18 protein-coding genes are annotated in these 21685 nt (G+C 42.0%); 7 read left to right on the top strand and 11 right to left on the bottom strand.

The features are described 5' to 3' along the window. The first annotated feature begins 690 nt into the window (after positions 1 to 690). The 3 genes from CV014_RS16625 to CV014_RS16615 all read left to right on the top strand — a co-directional run bounded on the left by CV014_RS16625 (position 691) and on the right by CV014_RS16615 (position 4741). Positions 691 to 1512 (top strand): class I SAM-dependent methyltransferase, encoded by an 822-nt coding sequence (locus tag CV014_RS16625; RefSeq protein ID WP_236143040.1) that lies wholly within the window; start codon positions 691 to 693, stop codon positions 1510 to 1512. A 201-nt stretch (positions 1513 to 1713) separates the two neighbouring features. Beyond that, complete coding sequence (locus CV014_RS16620; protein ID WP_236143039.1) at positions 1714 to 2754, top strand: aliphatic sulfonate ABC transporter substrate-binding protein; 1041 nt, start codon at positions 1714 to 1716, stop codon at positions 2752 to 2754. A 163-nt stretch (positions 2755 to 2917) separates the two neighbouring features. After that, positions 2918 to 4741: an ABC transporter ATP-binding protein gene (locus CV014_RS16615; protein WP_236143038.1), complete on the top strand. Its 1824-nt coding sequence runs from the start codon at positions 2918 to 2920 to the stop codon at positions 4739 to 4741. Between the two features lie 226 nt (positions 4742 to 4967). On the opposite strand, the gene CV014_RS16610 is transcribed toward CV014_RS16615, so the two are convergent. Both CV014_RS16610 and CV014_RS16605 read right to left on the bottom strand, forming a co-directional pair. Beyond that, the gene (locus tag CV014_RS16610; RefSeq protein WP_236143037.1) at positions 4968 to 5306 is read right to left on the bottom strand and encodes a hypothetical protein; all 339 of its coding nucleotides are present in this window, start codon (positions 5304 to 5306) and stop codon (positions 4968 to 4970) included. 36 nt (positions 5307 to 5342) lie between these two features. Further along, on the bottom strand, positions 5343 to 7871 hold the full coding sequence (locus CV014_RS16605) for a sigma 54-interacting transcriptional regulator (RefSeq protein WP_236143036.1): 2529 nt from the start codon (positions 7869 to 7871) through the stop codon (positions 5343 to 5345). 12 nt (positions 7872 to 7883) lie between these two features. On the opposite strand from CV014_RS16605, the gene CV014_RS30120 reads away from it, so the two are divergent. The 3 genes from CV014_RS30120 to CV014_RS16595 all read left to right on the top strand — a co-directional run bounded on the left by CV014_RS30120 (position 7884) and on the right by CV014_RS16595 (position 8683). Next, positions 7884 to 8018, top strand: a complete 135-nt coding sequence (locus CV014_RS30120) for a hypothetical protein (protein WP_268964740.1) — start codon at positions 7884 to 7886, stop codon at positions 8016 to 8018. A 49-nt stretch (positions 8019 to 8067) separates the two neighbouring features. Beyond that, positions 8068 to 8280, top strand: a complete 213-nt coding sequence (locus CV014_RS16600) for an esterase-like activity of phytase family protein (RefSeq protein WP_236143035.1) — start codon at positions 8068 to 8070, stop codon at positions 8278 to 8280. Positions 8281 to 8452: 172 nt separating this feature from the next. Beyond that, positions 8453 to 8683, top strand: a complete 231-nt coding sequence (locus CV014_RS16595) for a hypothetical protein (RefSeq protein ID WP_236143034.1) — start codon at positions 8453 to 8455, stop codon at positions 8681 to 8683. A 176-nt stretch (positions 8684 to 8859) separates the two neighbouring features. Here CV014_RS16595 and CV014_RS16590 read toward each other — a convergent pair whose 3' ends face one another. Then, the gene (locus CV014_RS16590; protein ID WP_236143033.1) at positions 8860 to 9090 is read right to left on the bottom strand and encodes a hypothetical protein; all 231 of its coding nucleotides are present in this window, start codon (positions 9088 to 9090) and stop codon (positions 8860 to 8862) included. Between the two features lie 300 nt (positions 9091 to 9390). Continuing rightward, the gene (locus tag CV014_RS16585; protein ID WP_236143032.1) at positions 9391 to 9540 is read right to left on the bottom strand and encodes a hypothetical protein; all 150 of its coding nucleotides are present in this window, start codon (positions 9538 to 9540) and stop codon (positions 9391 to 9393) included. 30 nt (positions 9541 to 9570) lie between these two features. Between CV014_RS16585 and CV014_RS16580 the strand changes: the two genes are divergently transcribed. Further along, a complete protein-coding gene (locus tag CV014_RS16580; protein WP_236143031.1) occupies positions 9571 to 10377 on the top strand; it encodes an alpha/beta fold hydrolase in 807 nt (268 codons plus the stop codon). A gap of 339 nt (positions 10378 to 10716) precedes the next feature. Here CV014_RS16580 and CV014_RS16575 read toward each other — a convergent pair whose 3' ends face one another. The 7 genes from CV014_RS16575 to CV014_RS16545 form a co-directional block, all read right to left on the bottom strand. Then, on the bottom strand, positions 10717 to 12018 hold the full coding sequence (locus CV014_RS16575; protein ID WP_442946918.1) for a hybrid sensor histidine kinase/response regulator: 1302 nt from the start codon (positions 12016 to 12018) through the stop codon (positions 10717 to 10719). Beyond that, the gene (locus tag CV014_RS16570; RefSeq protein ID WP_236143029.1) at positions 12018 to 14801 is read right to left on the bottom strand and encodes a CHASE2 domain-containing protein; all 2784 of its coding nucleotides are present in this window, start codon (positions 14799 to 14801) and stop codon (positions 12018 to 12020) included. The genes CV014_RS16575 and CV014_RS16570 overlap by 1 nt, the downstream gene beginning before the upstream one ends. Before the next feature lie 86 nt (positions 14802 to 14887). Further along, entirely contained in the window at positions 14888 to 15940 is a 1053-nt protein-coding gene (locus tag CV014_RS16565) for a DUF928 domain-containing protein (protein WP_236143028.1), read from the bottom strand. A gap of 186 nt (positions 15941 to 16126) precedes the next feature. Continuing rightward, a complete protein-coding gene (locus tag CV014_RS16560) occupies positions 16127 to 18592 on the bottom strand; it encodes a CHAT domain-containing protein (RefSeq protein WP_442946917.1) in 2466 nt (821 codons plus the stop codon). Between the two features lie 496 nt (positions 18593 to 19088). Beyond that, on the bottom strand, positions 19089 to 19472 hold the full coding sequence (locus tag CV014_RS16555) for a DUF423 domain-containing protein (RefSeq protein ID WP_236143044.1): 384 nt from the start codon (positions 19470 to 19472) through the stop codon (positions 19089 to 19091). Positions 19473 to 19576: 104 nt separating this feature from the next. Continuing rightward, positions 19577 to 20065 carry a hypothetical protein gene (locus tag CV014_RS16550; protein ID WP_236143027.1) on the bottom strand — a complete coding sequence of 163 codons (489 nt, stop codon included), beginning with the start codon at positions 20063 to 20065 and terminating at the stop codon, positions 19577 to 19579. Positions 20066 to 20337: 272 nt separating this feature from the next. Continuing rightward, on the bottom strand, positions 20338 to 21555 hold the full coding sequence (locus tag CV014_RS16545) for an FG-GAP repeat domain-containing protein (protein ID WP_236143026.1): 1218 nt from the start codon (positions 21553 to 21555) through the stop codon (positions 20338 to 20340). Between the last annotated feature and the right edge of the window lie 130 nt (positions 21556 to 21685).

Here is a 21685-nt window from a genome sequence, read left to right as displayed (position 1 = left end):
GGAGACAAATCCAATGATTATATTTCCTCTGTCCAGAGAATTTATTTTCTGGAAGTTCCTAAATACCCACAACTTGTGAGCAATACTAATTTTGGATGAAAAGCCTAGATTCATAGCCTATTCTGGAAGCTCAAAACAATACCACCTAGCTAGTAAAGCTACGAAAGCAGCCACTAAATCCTACTTTTAGCTCGGTTGTGTTCTAGAGTGTTAAGGACTGCAAAATTTGTAAAAAATTATTAGCAAACTTATTTTTAGGCATACTTGCATTTTTCATAAAGATGTGGGATGCTCTGTTAAAGAATAAACTACGGTAAATCAATCGTTTTAAAGTAGATAATAAAAATACATCACAAGTATCCCATTGACTGACTATTTAGCCAAAGTCAAGAGAGATATGATTTGGGCTGATCAAAGACTTTTAAAGTCAAAAATATCGAATTAATTATCTTGTTAGCAAAGACATGAGATAAAGCACAGGAGTCAGAATTTGAGCTTTATCCTTGTTTTTCACGATGGGATGAATTAGTTTATGGAACTCCCCAGATGAAAAATTATGTAAACGTGTTTAGAAGATAAGAATATAGGACTTCAAAACATCACTCAACTGGGCTAAGGAAAATTTTGATCACGCCCAATAGTAAACAATCTTCAAGTCTAGATTGATGAACTGAACTCAACAATTAACTTATGACTCAACTGAAAACACTACCTAATTACGATCCAACATTATTTGAGGGTGCGGCTGAGGTCTACGCTCAATATAGAACTAAATACCCCCCTGCTGTATTTGATAAACTAACGGAAATATTTCATCTGAATGGTCAAGGAAGACTGTTAGATTTAGGGACTGGCCCTGGTTTAATTGCTATTCCCCTTAGTAGAAAATTTCAGGAAGTAGTAGCGATAGATCCTGATGGGGAAATGCTGCAAGAAGCGCAACAACAAGCAGCAAAAGCAGGAGCAAATAATATTACTTGGCTAGAACAAGGTGCAGAACTGATTAACTCTAGTTTAGGAGTATTTAATCTAGCTACCATTGGTAGAGCTTTTCACTGGATGGAACGGGAACTTGTACTAGAACGCCTGTATGAATTATTAACAGAAGATGGAGCGATCGCACTCCTCAATACTGGTGATAATCCTTGGGTAAGTTCTTTACCTTGGAAACAAGCTGCAATTGGAGTTGTGAAAAAATGGTTAGGCGAAGAAAGACGCACCGGACAGCGTGGACAAGGTATTCGTAAACCGGTTGATCCTCCCCACGAAGTTGTCATTGCTAATTCCCAATTTGCTCGCCAAGAAGTCTATGAAGTGCCATTTGAAAAGTCTTGGACAGTCTCTAGCTATATTGGCTATCTATACACTACAGCTTTCTCCTTGAAAATTTTCTATGGCGAGCAAACAGCAGCTTTTGAAGCAGATATCACAGAAGCATTACTAGCAGTTGAGCCTTCTGGAGAATTTAAAGAAGAATTGACAGCAACAATTCATGTTGTTTGGAAACATTAATTGCATATTTAGTAGCTTTTTAGAACTATCCAGGACTTACGCAAGTGTCACAATCAATGGTAGGTGCGTGACGCTATAAGTCTTATTACTACGTTCAAATCGTTTCGCAGCGTCACACACCCTACATAAAAAATATGCCAGTTGCGTAAGTCCTAATATCGTCAACCTCAACATTCAGTAGTTTTCATCAATCAATCGAATATGATTAACCGCCGTCGTTTTATCAATTTTGCCACATCTAGTGTAGGTGGTTTTTCCTTGGCTTATCTGTTGGGAAGTTGTAGCCAACAAAGCCAACAGAATGTGGCAAATAGTAGCAGTTCTCTGGAGATCAAAACTAAAGTTCTCCGTATGGGATATCAGAGTGCAGGGGATCTCGTCCGCAATCGGCAAGTTTTGGAGAAACGCCTAGATCCATTAGGAATCAAGGTGGAATGGTTACAATTTGCCCAAGGGCCTCAACTTATGGAAGGGATGGCTGCCCGTAGGGTTGATGTCGGCTCTGTGGGAGAAACACCGCCAATTTTTGCCCAAGTAGCTGGATCAGATATTGTTTACGTCGTTGGTACACGAAGAGATGCCACAACTGGCAGAAGTAGTGTGATTGCTGTCCCTCCAGAGTCACCACTACAAAAGCTTGAGGAGATTAAGGGACAAGAAGTATATTTTCAAAAAGGCTCGGCATCACATTATTTTATACTAAGAGCTTTGCAGTCAATTGGTTTGACCATCAAAGATATCAAAATCAAGAGTATTCCGAATGTTGAAGCTAGGGCTGCTTTTATCGAAGGGAAAATACCTGTTTGGGTGAGTGGAGATCCCCACTATGCGATCGCGGAAGAAATGGGTCGCATTCGTGTTCTTAGAGATGGTGTAGGGCTAGATACTCCTGGTGGTTACTATATCGCTGATAGGACATTTGCACAAGAAAATCCTGGAGTGCTAAAAATTGTGATTGAAGAACTTCATGCCCTTGATAAATGGGCGGAGGTAAATCGAGATGAAGTGAAGAAATTGATGATCACAGAACAAAAACTTAAACCAGATGTAGCTGACAAAGTCATGTCTCGTCGTACTTTTGCTGGACGCAGAGGATTAAGTCCGGCATTGATAGCAGAACAACAACGTGTAGCAGATTTATTCTTTGAAACAGGTGTTATCCCCAAAAAGATTGATATTAAGGAAGCTTTACTTCCATCTGATTTGTATGCTGCTATTACACCAGCAGAAATTATGGTTTAGATGAAAACTGTTGTATGTTCAGATGAAAGTATTGATCAGTAATTTTGCACAATTTCTCATCAGAATTATTTAACTAGATGGGGCGGCTAAATCAGCCGTCTATTTCCATTTTCTGTGAACAAGCTATTAATTGTGAATCGCTATAAATGCGAGATCAAATTGCATGACCAAGAAGGTAAGAATTTCTAAATCTTTTCAACGTGCTGCTAATGCACCGGATTTACCTGATACGCCATTTAGGTTTATTTGTTATTTTGTGAACCAGTTTCGCTGGTGGTATTTAGCAATGGTCATTTCGGAGATACTGCACGCCACCTGCGGAATTATGCTCCCCTATGCGATAGGTGAAATTATTCGTAGCGTGACGCGATCGCCAGGAAATAACCAGCAAATTTTTGCTGCTATTAACCAACCCCTGATGCTGTTCACAGCTTTAAGTGTGGGTGAAGTTGTCTTTGGACGCACAGCCGGACTATTGCAAACTATTCTCCATCCCATTCACCGACAACATATTGTCCGTTCTTTATATGCTTACTTGCAACATCATTCTCATCGTTACCTGAGCAGTAGTTTTGCTGGCGCATTAGCACATCGCATCGGTGAAACTTCTTTGGGTGTGACTCAGACAATGCAAATGCTGATTACGGAATTTATGTCTGTAATCATCGTGTATATTGTCTCAACGATTTTGTTGTATCGTGTATATCCTCCTCTGGCCGCATTCGTGGGTGTATGGGCAGTTTTGTTTATCAGTATTTCCTTTTGGCTGGCGACTCGTTGCCGAATTTACTCCCGCCGAGCCGCATCTGCTAGAAGTGAGACTACTGGTATAATCGTAGATGCGGTAACAAATCTCAGCAGTAGCCGATTATTTGCTCGTTTGGGTTTTGAAAGACTTTATTTAAATGAGCAATTAAGGCACGAACTCAAAGAGGTGAGAAAGTCTAATTGGTATTCGGAACGGATTCGTTGGTTTCAGTTCATCTCAGCCGCAATTTTGAAAATTGGGACTTTATATTACTCACTTTCGCTGTGGAGTCAAGGATTAATTGCGGCGGCTGACTTTGTTGTAGCGACTAGCTTATCATTACTCATTATTAGTGAAGCCCGAAATTTAAGCCGACGGTTTATTGAATTTTTTGAACACATCGGTAATGTTGCTAACGGTGTGCATACCATTGTTCAACCCCATGAGTTGATTGATCGCGAGCAAGCGATCGCTCACCCCATTACCCAAGGTAAAATCGAATTTCGCCAAGTCAATTTTAGCTACATAGATGGGAAGCAAGTATTTGAGAATCTTTCGATTACGATCAAACCAGGAGAAAGAGTTGGCTTAGTGGGTTTCTCCGGTTCTGGAAAATCCACCTTTGTGAATTTGATTTTACGTTTATTTGATCCACAATCGGGACAAATTCTGATTGATGGGGTCGATATTCTAGATATGACTCAGGATGCTCTCCACGCCCAAATTAGCCTGATTCCGCAAGACCCCTCCCTATTTCATCGCACATTGATAGAAAATATTCGTTACGGACGCATAGATGCAACTGATGAGGAAGTGATTGCAGCCGCACGCAAGGCTTATGCTCACGATTTTATTTGCCAAATCAAAGACGGTTATCATTCCTTAGTGGGTGAACGTGGTGTCAAACTATCTGGAGGACAAAGACAGCGAATTGCGATCGCGCGGGTAATTCTCAAAGACGCGCCTATTCTCATCTTAGATGAAGCCACTTCCAGCCTAGATTCCATTACCGAAAAAGCCATTCAAGATACTTTAGACTTGGTAATGAATGGCAAAACTGTAATTGTGGTGGCTCATCGACTTTCCACTATTGCCCATCTCGATAGAATTTTAGTGTTTGACCACGGCAGCATTGTTGAAGATGATACTCATACTAACTTACTGGCAAATCGCGGTGCTTACTATAGGTTGTGGAAAATGCAGGCTGGTGGATTTTTACCTGTAGGAGCGAATAAATAATACCAATTCGCAGTTCGCAATTCGCAATTCGCAACGATTCTCCCGCTCTGCTTCTCTACGGGACGCTACGGGAACGCTAACGCGTAGCTTGCTTCCCCTCCAGGTACGTCCCGCGACGCTAACTTTAATTTGAATATTAGCAGGGGGCAAGGTGGAAGGGGCAAGGGTGAAAATATTTCCCCTCTGCTCCCTGCTCCTTATCCTCTCCAAGAGGTGTAATTGTCAACTAAACTTCAATTAACTTAAAACCCCAAGGTTTGAGTGCAGCTAAAGCAATTTCTTTATCTATTCCTTCGTAGACTTCCCATTCTAGGGGATGGTCTTTCGGGTGTCCATCGCCGACATTTCCCGCAACCTTAATGATAGGACAATTGACCAGGCGATCGCGCTCCAATCTTTTAGGGATGGCTAACTGGACTTTGCGTCCGATAAATTTTACTGTACTATCTTTGGCGATAGACTCACGAATTAAACAGATATCACCAGCCGTTCCCCAAGTGGTTTCGTAGATGTGGAGAAACGATATATAGGTTTCTGGTTTGATGGTTCTTTTGAAAACTTTCATGGTCTGTCATCCTAAGATTGAGGAGCGAAAAAGTTGTTAAAACACGATAATCATCCACATACTAGCAGCCAGTCCCAGAACTGTGAAATGTTGCCAAAGCATATTTTTCCAAGGTTGTTTCGCAATCTTCTGGGTTAATACCATCGTTAACAACACCGAGAATATTAAAACGCTACCTTGTAAGAAAGCAATGACTGCGGGATGTGCTACCAAAACGGGTAATTGTTCGCCGTGTAAGCCAAAGGTAGCAAAGGTGACTGGCAAAATTTTCCCCCCTTCGCCCAAACCCAAACGCAGGTAATGGGCTAGGTTTCCGCCTAAGACTAGGGGTAAATAACCATAGGTGAGTTCGATAAATTTGCGGGGTTTGCGGCGAGGATTGAATAATTTCATGCAACCATAGGCGATAAATACTACTACCGCCGGTGTTAACAAGGCGAGAATAGATATAGCTAAATGTAGCCAAAATTGAGTTAAATCTAACTGTAAACCCAAGCCAGTTTGCAATTCCGGTAAACGATGGAGATATATTGCCCCCAGTAGTAATAATAATAATGCCACTTCATGATTGTAGGGTACATGAGTTGTCCAGAGTTCAATTCCTGGGGGACGCAAGTTAAATTCAACGGAACGATGGGGACAGGCTTTTAAACAAGTCATGCACAAAACGCAATCTCGGTTATCTTCTAACTGGGCGGGATGGGAATATAAAGGACAACCATCGGTTTCCATCCCTTCCCCCTTTTCCGCACCGCCTTTGTAACATTGATAGGTAGTGCAGGTGGCAGAACATATCCCCTGCTGCGCCCGTAGTTCCGTCATGGAAAGTTTAGCAAATAAACCATTCATGCCACCGATGGGACAAAGATAACGACACCAAAACCGCCTTTCAAACAGGGCGGAAAAAATCATCGCCCCAGAGGTAATTAATAGGAGTAGACAAGCACAAAGATAAGCGGTGTTTTCTAAATCCCACAGTTCTTCCCAGAGGAAAATTAACGTAAATAACCCAAATAAAAACCAACCACCCCATTTTTCTGCTTTTTCTCTAGGCCAGCGTTGCAATTGACGGGGGAATAACCACAAGGATAATTTTTGAGTGATTTCGCCGTAAATCATGAACGGACAAACAGCACACCACACCCGTCCTAAAAAGGGGAAGATTAATAACACCAGAGGCCACCACCAAGCCCAAAATAAATTTAAAGCAAAATTGCGATCGCGTGTTTGTGGCCCAACAAACAACACACCGACAACTAACGCAAATGCTGCTACAGTAAAACCATAGTTAATTCTATCCGGCCACCAATCACTCCGTAAAAACCGCCGTAACCCAGGATAGAGATTTAACAAATTGACGCGAAATTGCTTTTTCTTAGTTTCCGCCGACCAGAAAATTTCTTCTGTTAACTCGCTACCCTTCCCGACTTGCACAATTGCCCGTTCTACAATATTTTTCAACTCCTTGAGGTTGCCAGGAAAATCATAAGATTGCAGCCGACGCAAAGCTTCGGGGGTAATGTGGGGTTTAGCCAGACCACGCGATCGCACATACAAACTGGTGTAATATTCTACCTGGGCTTGAATATCCGCTTTCCGCAACCGTAGCGGCGGAACTTTAATCACATGACCTACACAGCGTTCAATTTGAGACTGGGCTTTTTCCGCAACTATTAAAATTCTAACTTTACTGGTGCGGGGTGCTGCTGTTGGTTCTCCTGGTCGAGTTACGGGGGTGTAGGTGTTAGTTTTGAGTAACTGCGCTACAGGTTGTAATAACTCTGGTGGTAATTCCTGAAGATTGTTTAAAATTAAACTTCCTTCCCCTAACCATTCTAATAATCCTGGTTTTCCTCCAGCCCGACCAAATAAGTCTGCGCCGCTAGTTTGTAAAATTCCACAGTTAACTTTAATTATCGGTTCACGGCGTTTTGGGGAACCAAAGTGAATCAACGCCGCAATATTATCTTTTTCTAAGCCTGGTTCGCCGAAAATTTCTACAGATTCCCTATCAGCTGAGGCTTCGCGAATTTGTTCTCTGAGTCTGAGGGCGTAGCGACTCGTACCCACAATTCCCCGTTGGGCTTTCGTCACCAAATATGGCCGTAACGCCACGGAACGTTCTTGTTCATAAGTTAACGCAGATGTCACCTGGGCTAATTCTTGCGCTAATTGACGAGACAAAGCCTGAGTAATTTCGGGATACTGATTAACTACATCACGGAACTCAGCCGCCGAGACAAACCAGAGATGAGATTCAGTGACAGCTTTAATAGTGTATGGGGTAAATTCATCTAAAAGTAATTCTTTGAGGTTAATAACTGCACCTGGAAGAAAACCGCAAGGAAATACAGGATGATTTTTATCATTAATTTCACTTTCTAGCTGACCATCTACCAGAATATAAAGTGCATTTGGGGGAGTATCTTCTAGGATGAGACTGCTTCCTTGGGATATGACTTGGGTTTGCATCAAGGGAGCGATCGCATTTAACACTGCGGATGAGAGAATCCCTAAAGTTGTGCGTTCCTGTAGCCAAATAACCGTCTCTGGAGATTGAAGCATGAGTTCCCCATTATGCGTGCTTGCTGTATAACAGGAATTATCCCTGAAAACTGTTGTGTGATGAGTGTATTGGATCTGCCTAATCTTTTGGTTCCTTTGGCGTTGTTGGGTTTAATTATACTAGCGGCGGTGTTTTTCAGTCGTTAATGGGGAATCCTCATATATATCGAGGCTACATTTACCCCTGCACTAAAATATGACAACGAATAATTCCACAATAGCTAAAACAGTTACGAATGTAACCTTAGAAGGAATTACCACATTTGTTTCTGGCTTTGTCCCTAGTGGCGCAGCTGGAACAGTCAATGCAGGTGACACCCAAATATCAGGTGTCCGTGATAACTTAGCATTTGAAAGCTTAACTATCTTCCCCAATCAACAAACTCTATACGCCCGCCGTAGACGATAGCATAATTGTCTTCAATTATGCAGTCACTATTCAACACACAGTTACTAGTTCCGACACTAACTATAATGGCATTAGCATTGATAGCATTACAGGTATATATATTTTCGATTTAAAGGGAAGTTTAACTGATTTTGATACTATTCGGGATTTTCAATTAGGTGAGACTGTACGCTTGTCTGGTGCTGAGTTTGGGTTAAGTCAAGCTGGTACTTTAGATGCAGGTTTATTCCGTTTGGGAACTGCGGCGCAAGCTCAAGGCGATCGCTTCATCTACAATCAAACTACAGGCACGCTTTTCTTTGACGCTGATGGTATTGGAGCTACTCCACAGGTGCAAATTGCTGTATTCTCCAATCGTGTGGCCTTAACTGCTGCTAGTTTTTTAGTCACTGATGTAATCTAGGTAGCAGACATTGAAGATAGGGGGTAGGGGTTGGTGAAAGTATGATGATCATTAGACTCAATAGTTATCATTGATAACTCGATTCCCAATCTTTCCCTGTACCCTACCCCACTACGAGGTAGAAAGTAGAAGATAAACCCCCTTTTGGCAACTAACTGTACTAATTTTTGTTGTTTCTAAACCATAGATAAGGCACTATCAACTAGTTTTTTGAGCTTCAGATAAGCTTCTGGTGCTGTCAAACAATCTGTAGAGGAATTATCATAGTTGGGAATACAAAATTCCCAACTGTCTGGATAGTAACGGATCACAAAAGCCGGAATCAGTTTTAACTTTACGGCTTGTTTACCCAGTTCTTGGGTTTTTTCGGCTAAAGTAACTTCGTCATGAAATAAATAGTGATTCATAAAAATAACACCAATATCTTGATTCAGTTTGATTAATATCAGGCGTTGATAGAGTTTTTACCTACTAATCATCACCCTCAAAGCTGTTATACACAGAAATTATGAGGAAGTTGTGAGGAATGAAAAGATAATTCAAGATTCTCTAGAATAATGCCTGTATTGACGCTGTAATAATCTTTTTTTGGGTTTGGTTAAAGAGACTAACGAGAAAAAATTATGCTTTATGTGGGTATTGTTGCTTAAACACAGACACTAACAGTTCTGTATCTATAGCCAGTAGTTTAGCAGTGTCTGTAGCAATTACCAAGAGAGTGCTGAGTAAAAAGTAAGATTAATTGCACCGACTAAACGCTGCGCTACCGCTAACAGCACTACTGAATGTAATTGGGTCTGTATGTAGAGACAAATTTCGTGTTTACTCAAGTATGGAGATAATTGACTTTTGACCATCGAATTTTGACTTTTCCCCAGGGATTGATTATGCCAAAAGTAAGTTTAAACGGGATCGAATTGTTTTACGACAGCAAAGGTACGGGCGAACCCTTGTTATTAATTTCTGGTTTTTTGTGTGATCATACTTACTGGTCAGTGACCATGCCTGATTTGACTGCTCGATATCAGATAATTCGTATAGATAATCGGGGTATAGGAAGGAGTTCTGCACCAGATAATCCTTATGGCTTACAACAATTAGCCCATGATGCAGCTGCGTTACTGGAACATTTAAACATTGATCAAGTACACGTTGCAGGTCATTCGATGGGGGGACAAATCGCCCAAGAACTAGCTTTACTATATCCACAAAAGGTTAAAAGTCTAATATTACTCTCATCTCTGGCTAAGGGAGATGAGCGATTTAATCAGATTATCAGCACCTGGGGGGAACTCTTGCAGCGCATAGATACGAAACTGTATCAACAAGTCGTATTACCCTGGATTTTCAGCGATAATTTTTACTCAGTGCCAGATATGATCGAACAGCTCATTGAATGGGCTGTTCATTACCCTTTCTCTCCGCCAGTTCACAGTATTTATCACCATAGTCGAGCTATTCTTGGTGCGGATACTATCAATCGTCTACAAAATATTCTTTGCCCCACTCTCATATTAGTGGGCAAACAAGATATTCTCACCCCCATAAAATTTTCTCAGCAATTAGCCACAGGGATTCCCCAGGCTAGGTTATCAGTTATTGAAGGTGGTGGGCATGGTTTTATTATTGAATCACCCAGAATTGTGGCCAAAGAAATGCTCGACTTTCTAGCACAACCTAATTCAAAGCGTTAATACATTTTACAGCAAAATATGCAATATTTTCATCAAGGTAATGCAGTTTATGCAACTAATAGGCTTCAGTAATACCTAATCAATGCGATGATAAATAAGTTCATAGTGTTGTTGTTTGTTTTTATCGGCGGATACTGCTGTCAATCCGCCTATTTATTTAAAAACTGGTAGAAACCCTGAAGTACCTAGTTGTATAATTATTAAAGTTTCACGATTTTACATATATATTTTGTTTTATAAAAACTTGCACCAATTTAAAAAGAGCATACAACAGATGGATTTATGAAAAGCTCACCATTCAACCAATCCAAAATCCAAAATCTAAAATTTAACGTGGTATTAGATTGGTAGAGTAATCATAAACTGCGTTCCCTTTCCAGGGGTGGACAAACAGTCGATTTTGCCGTTGTGTTTATCCACGATAATTTGGTAGCTGATAGCTAATCCTAAACCTGTTCCCTTACCTACAGGTTTAGTTGTAAAAGAAGGCTCAAAAATTCTCTCTTTCACCTCAACTGGCATACCCAAAGCATTATCACCAATGCAGACTGTCACTGTTTGTTCTTCATGCTCAAACGATGTGGTAATCGTAATTGTGTTAGTTGTCTCATGAGCTATATTCTGCTCTAAGCGATGTTGATGTAGTTCATCAAAGGCATCGATCGCATTGGCAATAATATTCATAAATACTTGGTTGAGTTGCCCAGGGTAACAACTGATGGGAGGTAAGTCACTATATGCTGTGACTACTTCAATTTTAGGGCGGCTTCCTTGGTCTTTGAGCCGATGTTTCAACAACATCAAAGTGCTATCTAGGCCTTCGTGGATTTGAAACTCGACTTTGGAGGATATATCAGAACGCGCAAAAGTTCTCAGAGAACAACTGATGTCTTTTAAGCGCATGATTCCTTGATCCATTGATGCTAGTAATTTCGGTAAATCCTCAACTATATACTCTAAATCTATTTCCTCAATTAACTCATCAATGTCGGCATCTGGATCAGGTAACTTTTGTTCATAGAGTTGTATTAGACGTAGCAAGTCTTGGACATACTGCTCAATATGAGTGCGATTACCCCCAAGAAAACCCACCGGATTATTAATCTCATGTCCAATACCCGCCACCAATTGTCCCAAAGTGGACATTTTCTCACTTTGAATCAGTTGTAATTGGGTTTGTTGTAACTGTTGTACAGATTGGCTTAACTCAGATGTACGCTCTTGTACTCGTTGTTCTAGGGTTTTAGTGAGATGAGAAATTTTCAGATGTAACTTTAAGCGTGCAATTACCTCTTCTTGTTGGAACGGTTTAGTAATATAGTCTACTGCTCCAATTTCCAGTCCTTTGACTTTATCTGTGGCATCAGATAAAGCAGTCATAAAAATAATGGGGATATTTTCAGTGATGGAATTAGCTTTGAGTCGTTGACAAGTTTCAAATCCATCAATACCAGGCATCATCACATCTAAGAGAATCAAGTCAGGATGAGCATATTCTGCTTGTGCGATCGCTGATTCCCCATCGGTGGCCATGAGTGCTTTCCAACCACATCCCTGAATCGCTTCTGACAGGACTTTGAGGTTATTAGGGTTGTCATCTACCAAAAGGATGTACATTGTCTGTGATAAATGATCAGTCATCATTGGCGTGACTCCGTAGTAACAAATGATTTAAGGAAATTACGTATTTTTGCGGTTTGGAAGTTGGCTGTCAGTTTTTTCAGCTCACTGACAAAAGTTTTCATCCGGCTATCTTGTTGGAGTAGTTCTTCTATGATTCCCTCAATTGCTGGTATATCTCCCATCATTGACAAATGATATAGTTGTTGCAACACATCCTCTGGTGGCAACACCATCTCAGTATCAGCTTGTTTTGGTGTGGGTGTAACTTGCACGAACTCTGCCTTCAATAGCGATCGCAAAGCGAGAAAGAGTTCATTCATTTGTAGAGGTTTGGGCAAAAATGCCGTTGCTCCGGCTTCTAAACTACGTTGGCGATGATCATCAAATACACTCGCACTAGCAACAATAATCGGAATCTTCTTAGTTTGGGGTTTCTCCTGTAAATGAACCATGAGTTCAAAGCCATCCATATTAGGCATAGCTAAATCCAGCAAAATTACATCTGGACAATGCTCATTCGCTAGGTGTAGTCCACGTTTACCGTCACTGGCTTCTAAGACACGACAACCAATATCTTGCAACAAGCTACCTAACATATAACGGTGATGTTCATCATCATCGACAATCAAAATTTGTGGTGCATTACCCTCAACACTGTTAAATTTCTGATTGCTGGGGGAAATGACCATAGGTTGCCAATCATGATCATCTGGTGCTGGTACGGTCAAATCCAACCAAAATAGGCTACCCTCACCCAAATTACTCTGCACTTGAATCTGACTGCCCATTAAGTTAGCAATTTTTTGACTAATTGCCAGTCCTAAACCAGTACCTTCAGACTTGCGCTTAATATCCCCCACTTGCTCAAAAGCCAAAAAGATTCTCTCTAATTGATCTGGTGCCATGCCGATTCCAGTATCTTCAATTTGGAAGCGGATTTTGATCGTGGGGGATTGGGGACGGGAAGTTGTATTTTGCTCTTTTGGCTCCGAGTCTCCAGTCTCTAGTAACTCTACCCTGAAGGTGACACTACCGTTATCTGTAAACTTGATGGCGTTGCCTAGTAAGTTGATTAATACTTGCCGTAGGCGTTTTTCGTCAGTTTGAATGGCAACGGGTAGGCGATCGCTAATCAAAACTTTAAAAGCAATTCCCTTTTGTTGGGCGCGGATGCTGCAAATTTCCGTAACACTATGTAAAAAGTTGGCTAAATGTACATTAGTCGCCTCTAAATCCAATCTCCGAGCTTCAATTTTAGACAGGTCGAGAATATCATTGATCAACATCAGTAAGTGTGTACCACATTGATAGATAATGTTGACACCTTCTCGGTTTTTCTCGGTCAAATTGGGCGATCGCTCTAGAACCTGGGCAAAACCCAAGATGCCATTGAGTGGTGTGCGTAACTCATGGCTCATATTCGACAAAAACTCACTTTTGGCCTGGTTAGCAGCATCAGCAGCTTGCTTGGCTTCTAAGAGTTCGCGAGTGCGTTCTTGCACTTTTAATTCTAGAGTTTTGGAATAATCTAAAAGTTGACTATTGGCAATTTCTAATTGCTGATTTGTCGCTTCCAATTGCTGCTGTTTATAGGCGTTGGTTGAGGCAATAACACTACTAATAAATACAAATAAAGTGGGTGTAATTGGTATTAACACACCATTTAAAAACATTCCATAGCTACCCCCTAAAACCGCCCCACTCATACATACAGTTGCCCAAAAGATTTTACCTCCAGGAATCCGTCGTTTAGTAGGCGCACTAGCTAACCACCAACTACCACCAGAACCAATTAAAGACCACAAAATAATCCAGGATGACGTAGCTATCCCAGAAATTCCCACTATATTGGCGTGTCCTGTTCTGGCACCGCGCACTAATTGCAGCGCAATATTGGCATGAATTACTACCCCAGGTGTAGGTTTTTGGGCTGAAATCAAAGAAGAACTAAAGGGAGTGCTAAAAAAGTCATTGGTACTGGAGGCCGATGAACCAATAAATACCATGCGATCGCGCATCAAATTGGGTGCAACTTTGCCCGCTAACACATCGCGCATGGTGACAGTGTGAAATGCCGCCTCTGAACCATGCCAGTTGAGGAGAATTTGATAGCCTCCTAAATCATCATCAGCATAACCTGCCACTTGATTTGCTAGTGGTTGATAAATTTGTTTACCGAGTCGGAATATCTGCCGTTTTGCGTCAACAGCTTCCAAGGAGATGTTTTCCTTTTCCAGATACTTAAGAGCCACTACAGTCGCTAGTCCTGGTTTAATTTTGTGATCGTCTTGGGCATCAACCGCCGTCAACAGGGCGCGACGCACAAAGCGATCGCCATCCAAAACTAAATCAGCTATTCCTACTTGGTTATTTTTTTTCAGTTCTGGCGGCGGATTGACACGTTCACCAGTAATTTTCTCTACACCAATCAAGTTGGGAGTTGTGCGGAAAACTTCCACAAGTTGTGCATGACCACTACCTTCTGGCAAATCCCGATATAAATCTAATCCGATGGCGCGGGGTTGTTGCGCTCGGATTTTGGAAATTAATTCTGCTAGAGAATGATCGGGAATCGGCCATTTACCAACTGATTGGATATCTTGTTCATCAATAGTGACAACTACAATTTCCTGGGCAATTTCACCAGATGATTGCTGACGCATCCACTGATCACGCATTTTCCATTCCAGGAAATTAAAAAATCCCCAGGATTGTCCAACAATCACAGCTAGAGCAACCGTGGGGGTAATAATCAAAACACTACGAGTCCGTCGAATGAAGTTATAGAATCTGTGCGACATATTTGCACTACACAGTTGTTATAGATATTGATAAATGTTGGTGGAGTCTGATTCCACCAACATTGAGGTCTAATTGCTGGAGCAATTTAGTTAGCAGCTACTAAAATAGGAGCTTTCACAATCTCTTGTAAGCTCACGGAAGAGAGCAGTTCTTCCCATTGCTTAGTCAGAGCCACATTGGTGTTTTGCTGGCTGTACAATCCGGCGAGTGTATTGACACAGTCATACCAAACACCATGTTTTCCAAATGCTGTTGCCCGTTTCAGAGGATCTTTTTCCTGCATCGCTGTAGCTAATTCAGCACTAGGTTGGATACGCTGTATCCAACCATCAACATAAGGTGTGCTGGGACTGAGTTGCCCATCAACTTTGACAGCCAAGAACCATTGGTAGTTTTTCCCAACAGCTAAAGTTGGTGCTTCTGCGGGTAATTTAATTCCCACTATTCCAGATTGTCCATCAATGGAAATAGTCGTTTGATACTGTGTATTACCTTGTTCATCTTTCAGGCTAAACACAGCTTCCTTAGCATCAGAAGCAGGGATATGAACCAGAATTGTGGGACGCTCTGATACTGTTGTACCGTAGAAGTTTTGGGGTAGGAGTGCAATTAAGGCGGCTGGGCCTGTTGAACTCACGGTTGAGGGATTTAAGTAGTAAGTACCAACGCGTGATGCTCCCCCACTTGCTTGTCTGGGTGTGCCTTTACCAGCTACAGGTGTAAATAGCTCACCTCTAGAAGCACCGCCTGTTGCTTGTCTGGGTGTGCCTTTACCAGCTACAGGTGTGAATAGATTGCCTCTGGAAGCACCGCCTGTTGTCTGTCTGGGTGTGCCTTTTCCGTCCACAGGTGTGAATAGATTACCTCTAGAAGCACCGCCTGTTGTTTGTCTGGGCGCACCTTTACTAGCTACAGGTGTGAATAGATTGCCTCTGGAAGCACCGCCTGTTGTTTGTTTGGGCGCGCCCTTCCCCGGTACAGGGTTAAAGAAGTTACCACGAGAAGCCCCCCCTGTAGATTGTCTGGGAGCATTATTAGTGCTAGGTGGTGTGAAGGTCACAGCATAGACACTGCTCCATGTACCACTAGCTAGCAAAGCGATGACGCTCAAGGCACTAGCTAAACCTCGAAATTTCATGATTATCAGCCTCTCTAGATGAAATGAGATATGGAAATTGATCTGATTGTGGGGAAGAAGCTTAAACAATCTATTGCGCCAACATTGAAAGCGATCAATGGCTACTAGCAATATAAACCACTTTGGCGGCAATGAAGTAAAATTTTCTGCAAGATATTCCCAATAGCCTAAGTGTAATTACACAAGTTAACTCCAATTACCGACTAGTACAAATGCTGACCAAAAGAAAGGCTCACGGAAGTCAGTTTGTCGAATCAAATTGATTTGAGCTTGTCGTAAGGCTTCGGCTTTGGTCAGTTGGGAATTATTCAGATAGTCATAAAAGCGTGTCATGAGCATTTCTGCGGCTTTGTCTTTGACTGGCCAAAGAGTGGCGATGGTTGAGCGCGCACCGGATTTGATGGCTAAACCTGCTAGTCCTAAAACGGCGCGCTCATCTCCAGTTGCAGTATCACAGGCACTCAATACCAGTAATTCGATCGCTTTTGATGAATTACCACTGCGATTTTTCAGGAGTTCAGATAATTCTTGCACACTCACTCTTCCATCCCAAGTGAGTAAGAAAGTATCTTCCAAACGAGAGCTAAATTGTCCGTGAGTCGCTAAGTGAACAACATTAGCCCCACTGGATTTGACACGATCAGCAAGGGCTTGATTGGTAAATTTTTGATTCAGTAAAGTTGCTGATGCCACAGTTTTGGAAATGTGTTTGACTTCTGATTCCACCGCAGGTAAAGCACTAAAACCATGACGTGATTGACTAATACCACCAACAATGGCATCAATATGAGATTGCTGGAGGGATTGGGCAGCCATAAGTTGCAATCCTGGTGATAGGGCGACAGCATATTTTTCGATCAGATATTGTTGACCGTCAAATAATGCAGCAATGGGGATGTTCCGCAACTTACCATCCAAAACAAACACTAATGTTTTAGTATCTTTCAGAGCCTGTGCTTGTTGTGCAGGGAGAATCAGCCAATCATATATTTGTTGGGATAAACGCTCTCTGTCTTGGGAGTTGGAAACTGGGTTGAGGGCGACTAAGAAATTGTCGAGTGTTTGCTCAATTTCCGCTTGAGATTTGCGAGTTGCATAGTAACGTAAAGGTTGCCCTGCCTGGGAGAGAATCACCGCTAGGCGATCCGGGAGGATAATGGGATAAACTACCGTGGCGGTGGGGTCAACTTGGTCAATTTGCTGGGCTTTATCTAAACAAGCTTCGCGGAAAAAGTTATCTAGTTCGGCGATTTGCAGTGATTCAATTAGTTCTCTGGCTTGTGTTAATTCTTTCTGGTTGGGTTGTTCATCTAGTAGTAAACCCACTAGTTCCCGATAGACTGGTTCGACACTTTCACGGAAAGAAAACTGCACATCGGGATTTACTGCTGCCATATCGCCGCGCAGTGCTTTTAATGACTTCACGGCTTCAGTATAAGCGGCAATTGCGGCTGGGCGATCGCCTTGTTGTTGATACAACTGTCCTACCTGCCATGCTGATTGAGCAATGATATCGTCGGCGGCGATTTGTCTGGCAATATGCAGGGATTGTTGAGCTAGGGTCTGAGCCTCTGACCATTGTTTGGTACGACTGTAGAGTTGTCCCCACTGATACAAGGCGTAAGCTTGTGCGGGAGCATCCTCTAGTTTTTGGGCAGATTTTACGGTCTCAGCCATGAGTTTAGCGGCATCTTGACGAGGTAAAACTTGGTCAGAGTTTTCTAGTCGATTTAAAGTGGCAACAAAATTAATTGCTGCATACAAGGAACTGTGACTAGGTGGTAATTCTGACAACTGTTGGTATAGTTGCGGAGCCACAGGGATGGCATAATCTAGTTTGTCGTAATCTACCAACAATTTGAACCGAGCTAAATTCGCTTGTAGAGCCTCATTCGGATTGGTAGCAGCAGCTTGTGCATCTTCAAAGTAATTGAGTGCAGATTCTGGGTCTTGGAAGTCTGAAGCGACTTTACCTAAACTGGAGAGGATGGAACTCAGTTCTGTTTTAGCCCCAGTTTTTTGAGCTGCGGCTAAACTCTGCTCTAAAACAATTTGACTTTTTTGATCACCAATGGCGTGTAGAGCTAAACCCAGCGATCGCAATCCACTGACTTTAATTTCTGAATCTGGCATGGCTGCTAGCTTTTGGGTTAAAGCCTCTAGTTGTTGTTGCGATCGGCGATAAAATCCCAAACTTTGTAAAGCTTGTGCCTGGTTGATTTGAGTACCTAAACTGCCTATTTGATCGCCAGCTTGTTCGTAATATTTTTGTGCTTGCTGCCAACTGGTTAAGGCTGTTTCTGCTTTGCCTGTGCGTAGTTGTAAATTGGCTTGAGTATTGAGAACTTGCGCCCAAACAATGGCATCAGCACGAATTGTCTGTAAAATTTTCAGGCTTTGCTGACTCGACTGTTGAGCCGCTTCCCACTGGTTGAGTTCTTGTTGGACTAATGAAAGGTAACTGAGACTCAAAGCTTCGTTGAGGCGATCGCCTTGACTATGATAATACTGTACAGATGCTTGCCAGGCTGTTGCTGCTTCTGTAAACCGTCCTGAACGGTAAAGGTTTCTTCCCTGTTCTAACCAATTACCATTCTCAGGTGTAATTGCTTTTGCGTTGTATGTAGAAGCATAAGTTGTGGCTGCTGGCATAGATGATCTAGCAGGTGCAACCACTAAAAATAGGCTCACAATACTCAAGCAAATATAAAAAAAAGCACGTTTTTTGAGGTAGAAAACCATAAAAGTTACTGATAAATTCAATATTTTTCTGACTTTCATAACGCCATAACTACAAGTATTAGCTTTGATGTTTGACATCGAGGCAATATAAAACTAAACCCCAAACCCTTGATTTTGTTGAGGTTGACACCCAACAACTAGGAATGGTATTGGATTTCTATATGTGCAGAAATCAATATATTTATATTGCCCAAGTATAGATTTGAAATAACGTCTGATATGAATTAAGTTTTGAAACTATTGTAAATTTGTGAATTAGTAGAAATGCGGAAGTATTTTTAGTTAAGAATACGGAAGAGAATTTGAGATTTGAGATGAAGCAATTAAATCCTCAAAAAAATTGAAAGGGTAATCATCAAAACCCTTTCAATAAAGTACGCTGCGCGCTAGCGTTGCTATATTTCATCTAGATAAAACGTAACTTCCAGGCGGCGATCGCTAAAGCACCCCAAGCTAAGATAAAAGCGACTCCGCCAAAGGGTGTAATTGCACCGAAGATTTTAATTCCAGTCAGGCTCAAAGCGTACAAGCTACCAGAAAAAATAACTGTACCAAGAATCAACAGCCAACCGCTAGCTATCAAAGTAGTTGGTGGTGATGATGTCCGACTGATTAGGACTGCTACTAGCAACAAAGCCAGAGCATGATACATTTGATAACGCGCACCCACATCAAAAATTTCTAGCGATCGCTCGCTAACTTTTTCTCTCAGCGCATGGGAAGCGAAAGCACCAGCCGCCACCGATAAACCCCCAAAAATGGCAGCTATACACACAAAAATCTGTGTCAAGTTGCTTTGAAAGGAATTAGTCATTAGTCAATATTCATTAGTCAATAGTCATTAGTCTCTATTACCTATTCCCTGTTCCCCATTCCCCATTCCCTATTTCTTATCTAGAGATCAAAATAATATGATACTGAGCCTTCTTCGCTGACTTTAAAATTCGCGTTGAATTCTTGAGCTTTTTCGTCTAAAAATTTTCTCGCTGTCGTTGCAGGGAGTTGTGACTGCATCGCGAAGCCTAAAACGGTGATGCGTCCATCATTTTGTTGAATCATGTTATAAAAAGTAGATTGTAGGCGATCGCTCACTTGTTGTTGAAGGACTTTTCTCTCGTTTCTACTTTCCTGATATAGTCCCCAAGCTAGCCATGAACCTAAAATCACGGTGGGTAAACCAAAAATTAAACCTTGTGTGGCAGTGGCGTTTAATAAAGATGCTCTTTCTCTATTGAAATATTCACGCACCAACTCCTCATTTTCGCCTGGGGAAATGGGTTTGAACATGGAATTCCTTTCCACTACCGCAGAGACAGAGGAGATTAAAAACGTGAATCCAAGTGTGATGAGCCAACCAGCAGCTAGCTTTTCAGCAGTCTTCATAATTCCACTGTAGATTTAAACCTTGTCTAGTGATTTTAACCTCACTGTCTGGAAAATGGGGAGAAGAAATAAGTTCACTAGGGGTGTAAGGGTGTAAGGGTTTAGGTGTTGGGCTGGGATTGAAAAAGATCCCAGCATGGTTGGGTTGTCCCAGGGAGTGGGGCTTTTAACTCAAGGGTTAGGTTGGCGGCTTTTTCTTCCCCCTACACCCTCCCAATGGGGATTAGTAAAAGGCAAAAGAATCTTTTACCTTTTACCCTTTGCCTTGTTTATCAGCCGGTGTACCATTCTGGTGTCAAGGGATTAGCGACGGGGGTTTCAGTGGCTCTAGTACCGTCCATAATCCAAATTGTGTCTGTACCGGTTGTTTGATCACGCCAGTAGAGGTCTGTCTTACCATCACCGTTGTAATCACCAAGGTATGGAGAAACGGCTGCACTATTGCTGGGGAGGAAGGCTTCACTGCTAACGGCTGTACCATCCATTAACCAAGCTGTGTTTTCGCCTGTGGTCTGATTGTGCCAGAAGATGTCTGTCTTGCCATCACCGTTGAAGTCGCCAATGTTGGCTGTCCAGGATGAGTCGAGGGTGTTGACAGTTCCTTCAGTGACGAAGATACCGTTCATTGTCCAAATCTTGTTCTCGCCGGTGGCGGTGTTGCGCCAGAGGATATCAGTTCTAAAGTCACCGTTGAAGTCTCCCAAGGTGTAACCCCAAGATGAATCTTGGGCTTGGAGATCATATTTGGTGGATTGAGAACCATCCATGAACCAGACGCTATTTTCGCCTGTGGTATTGTTACGCCAGAAGAGATCACTCTTACCGTTACCGTCGAAGTCAACGATAGTAGGAGTTAAACCTACAGCTGTTGTGTCTAGAACATTAGCACTGGTAACTGTTGTGCCATCCATTGTCCAAATAGCGTTCTGGCCACTGGTGGCATTATGCCAGTAGATATCTGTTTTGCGATCGCCGTTGAAGTCGCCAATGCTAGCTGTCCAACCTGCATCAACTTTTTCTAGATAGACGAAGTTAGAGACTCTTGTCCCATCCATCAGTGCGATCGCATTTTCACCTGTGGAGTTATTACGCAACAAGAAGTCTGTTTTGTTATCGTTGTTGAAATCAGCAATCTCATAACTCCAGGTGGTCAAATCATATTGACCAAGAGACGCTTCTTGTAAGGTTGTCGCACCATCCATGAGACGGACTAAAATCTCACCTGTTTGAGTATTTACCCAAACTCTATCGGCTTTACCGTCACCGTTAAAGTCAGGAGTAATTGCAGCACTAGTTAGGTAAGGATTGGGATTTGGATTAGCACTGTTAGTGGGGGATATAATGCTTCCTAAATCTGACTCGATAGATGAAGAACTAGCATAGCTGCTGGGTAATGCAATATTAAAATCCGACTGAGTTTGAGAAGAAGACAGGAGGCTTTGTGACTTTGCCAAAGATATATCAAACGCGCTATCTTGTTCGCTCGGCATAGTATGTTTTTATGACTGTTTGCTATTCAAGTTTTAACTCCTAAGCCAGAGACAATTCTGTTGCCAAATAACATTTTCTGAGAAAATTTTTAATTGTAAATAACATTTGTATTTTATAAAAATCATCGTT

The organism is Nostoc sp. CMAA1605, assembly GCF_021596505.1.
GTDB lineage: Bacteria > Cyanobacteriota > Cyanobacteriia > Cyanobacteriales > Nostocaceae > Trichormus.
This window is presented reverse-complemented; position numbering and strand designations above follow the sequence as displayed.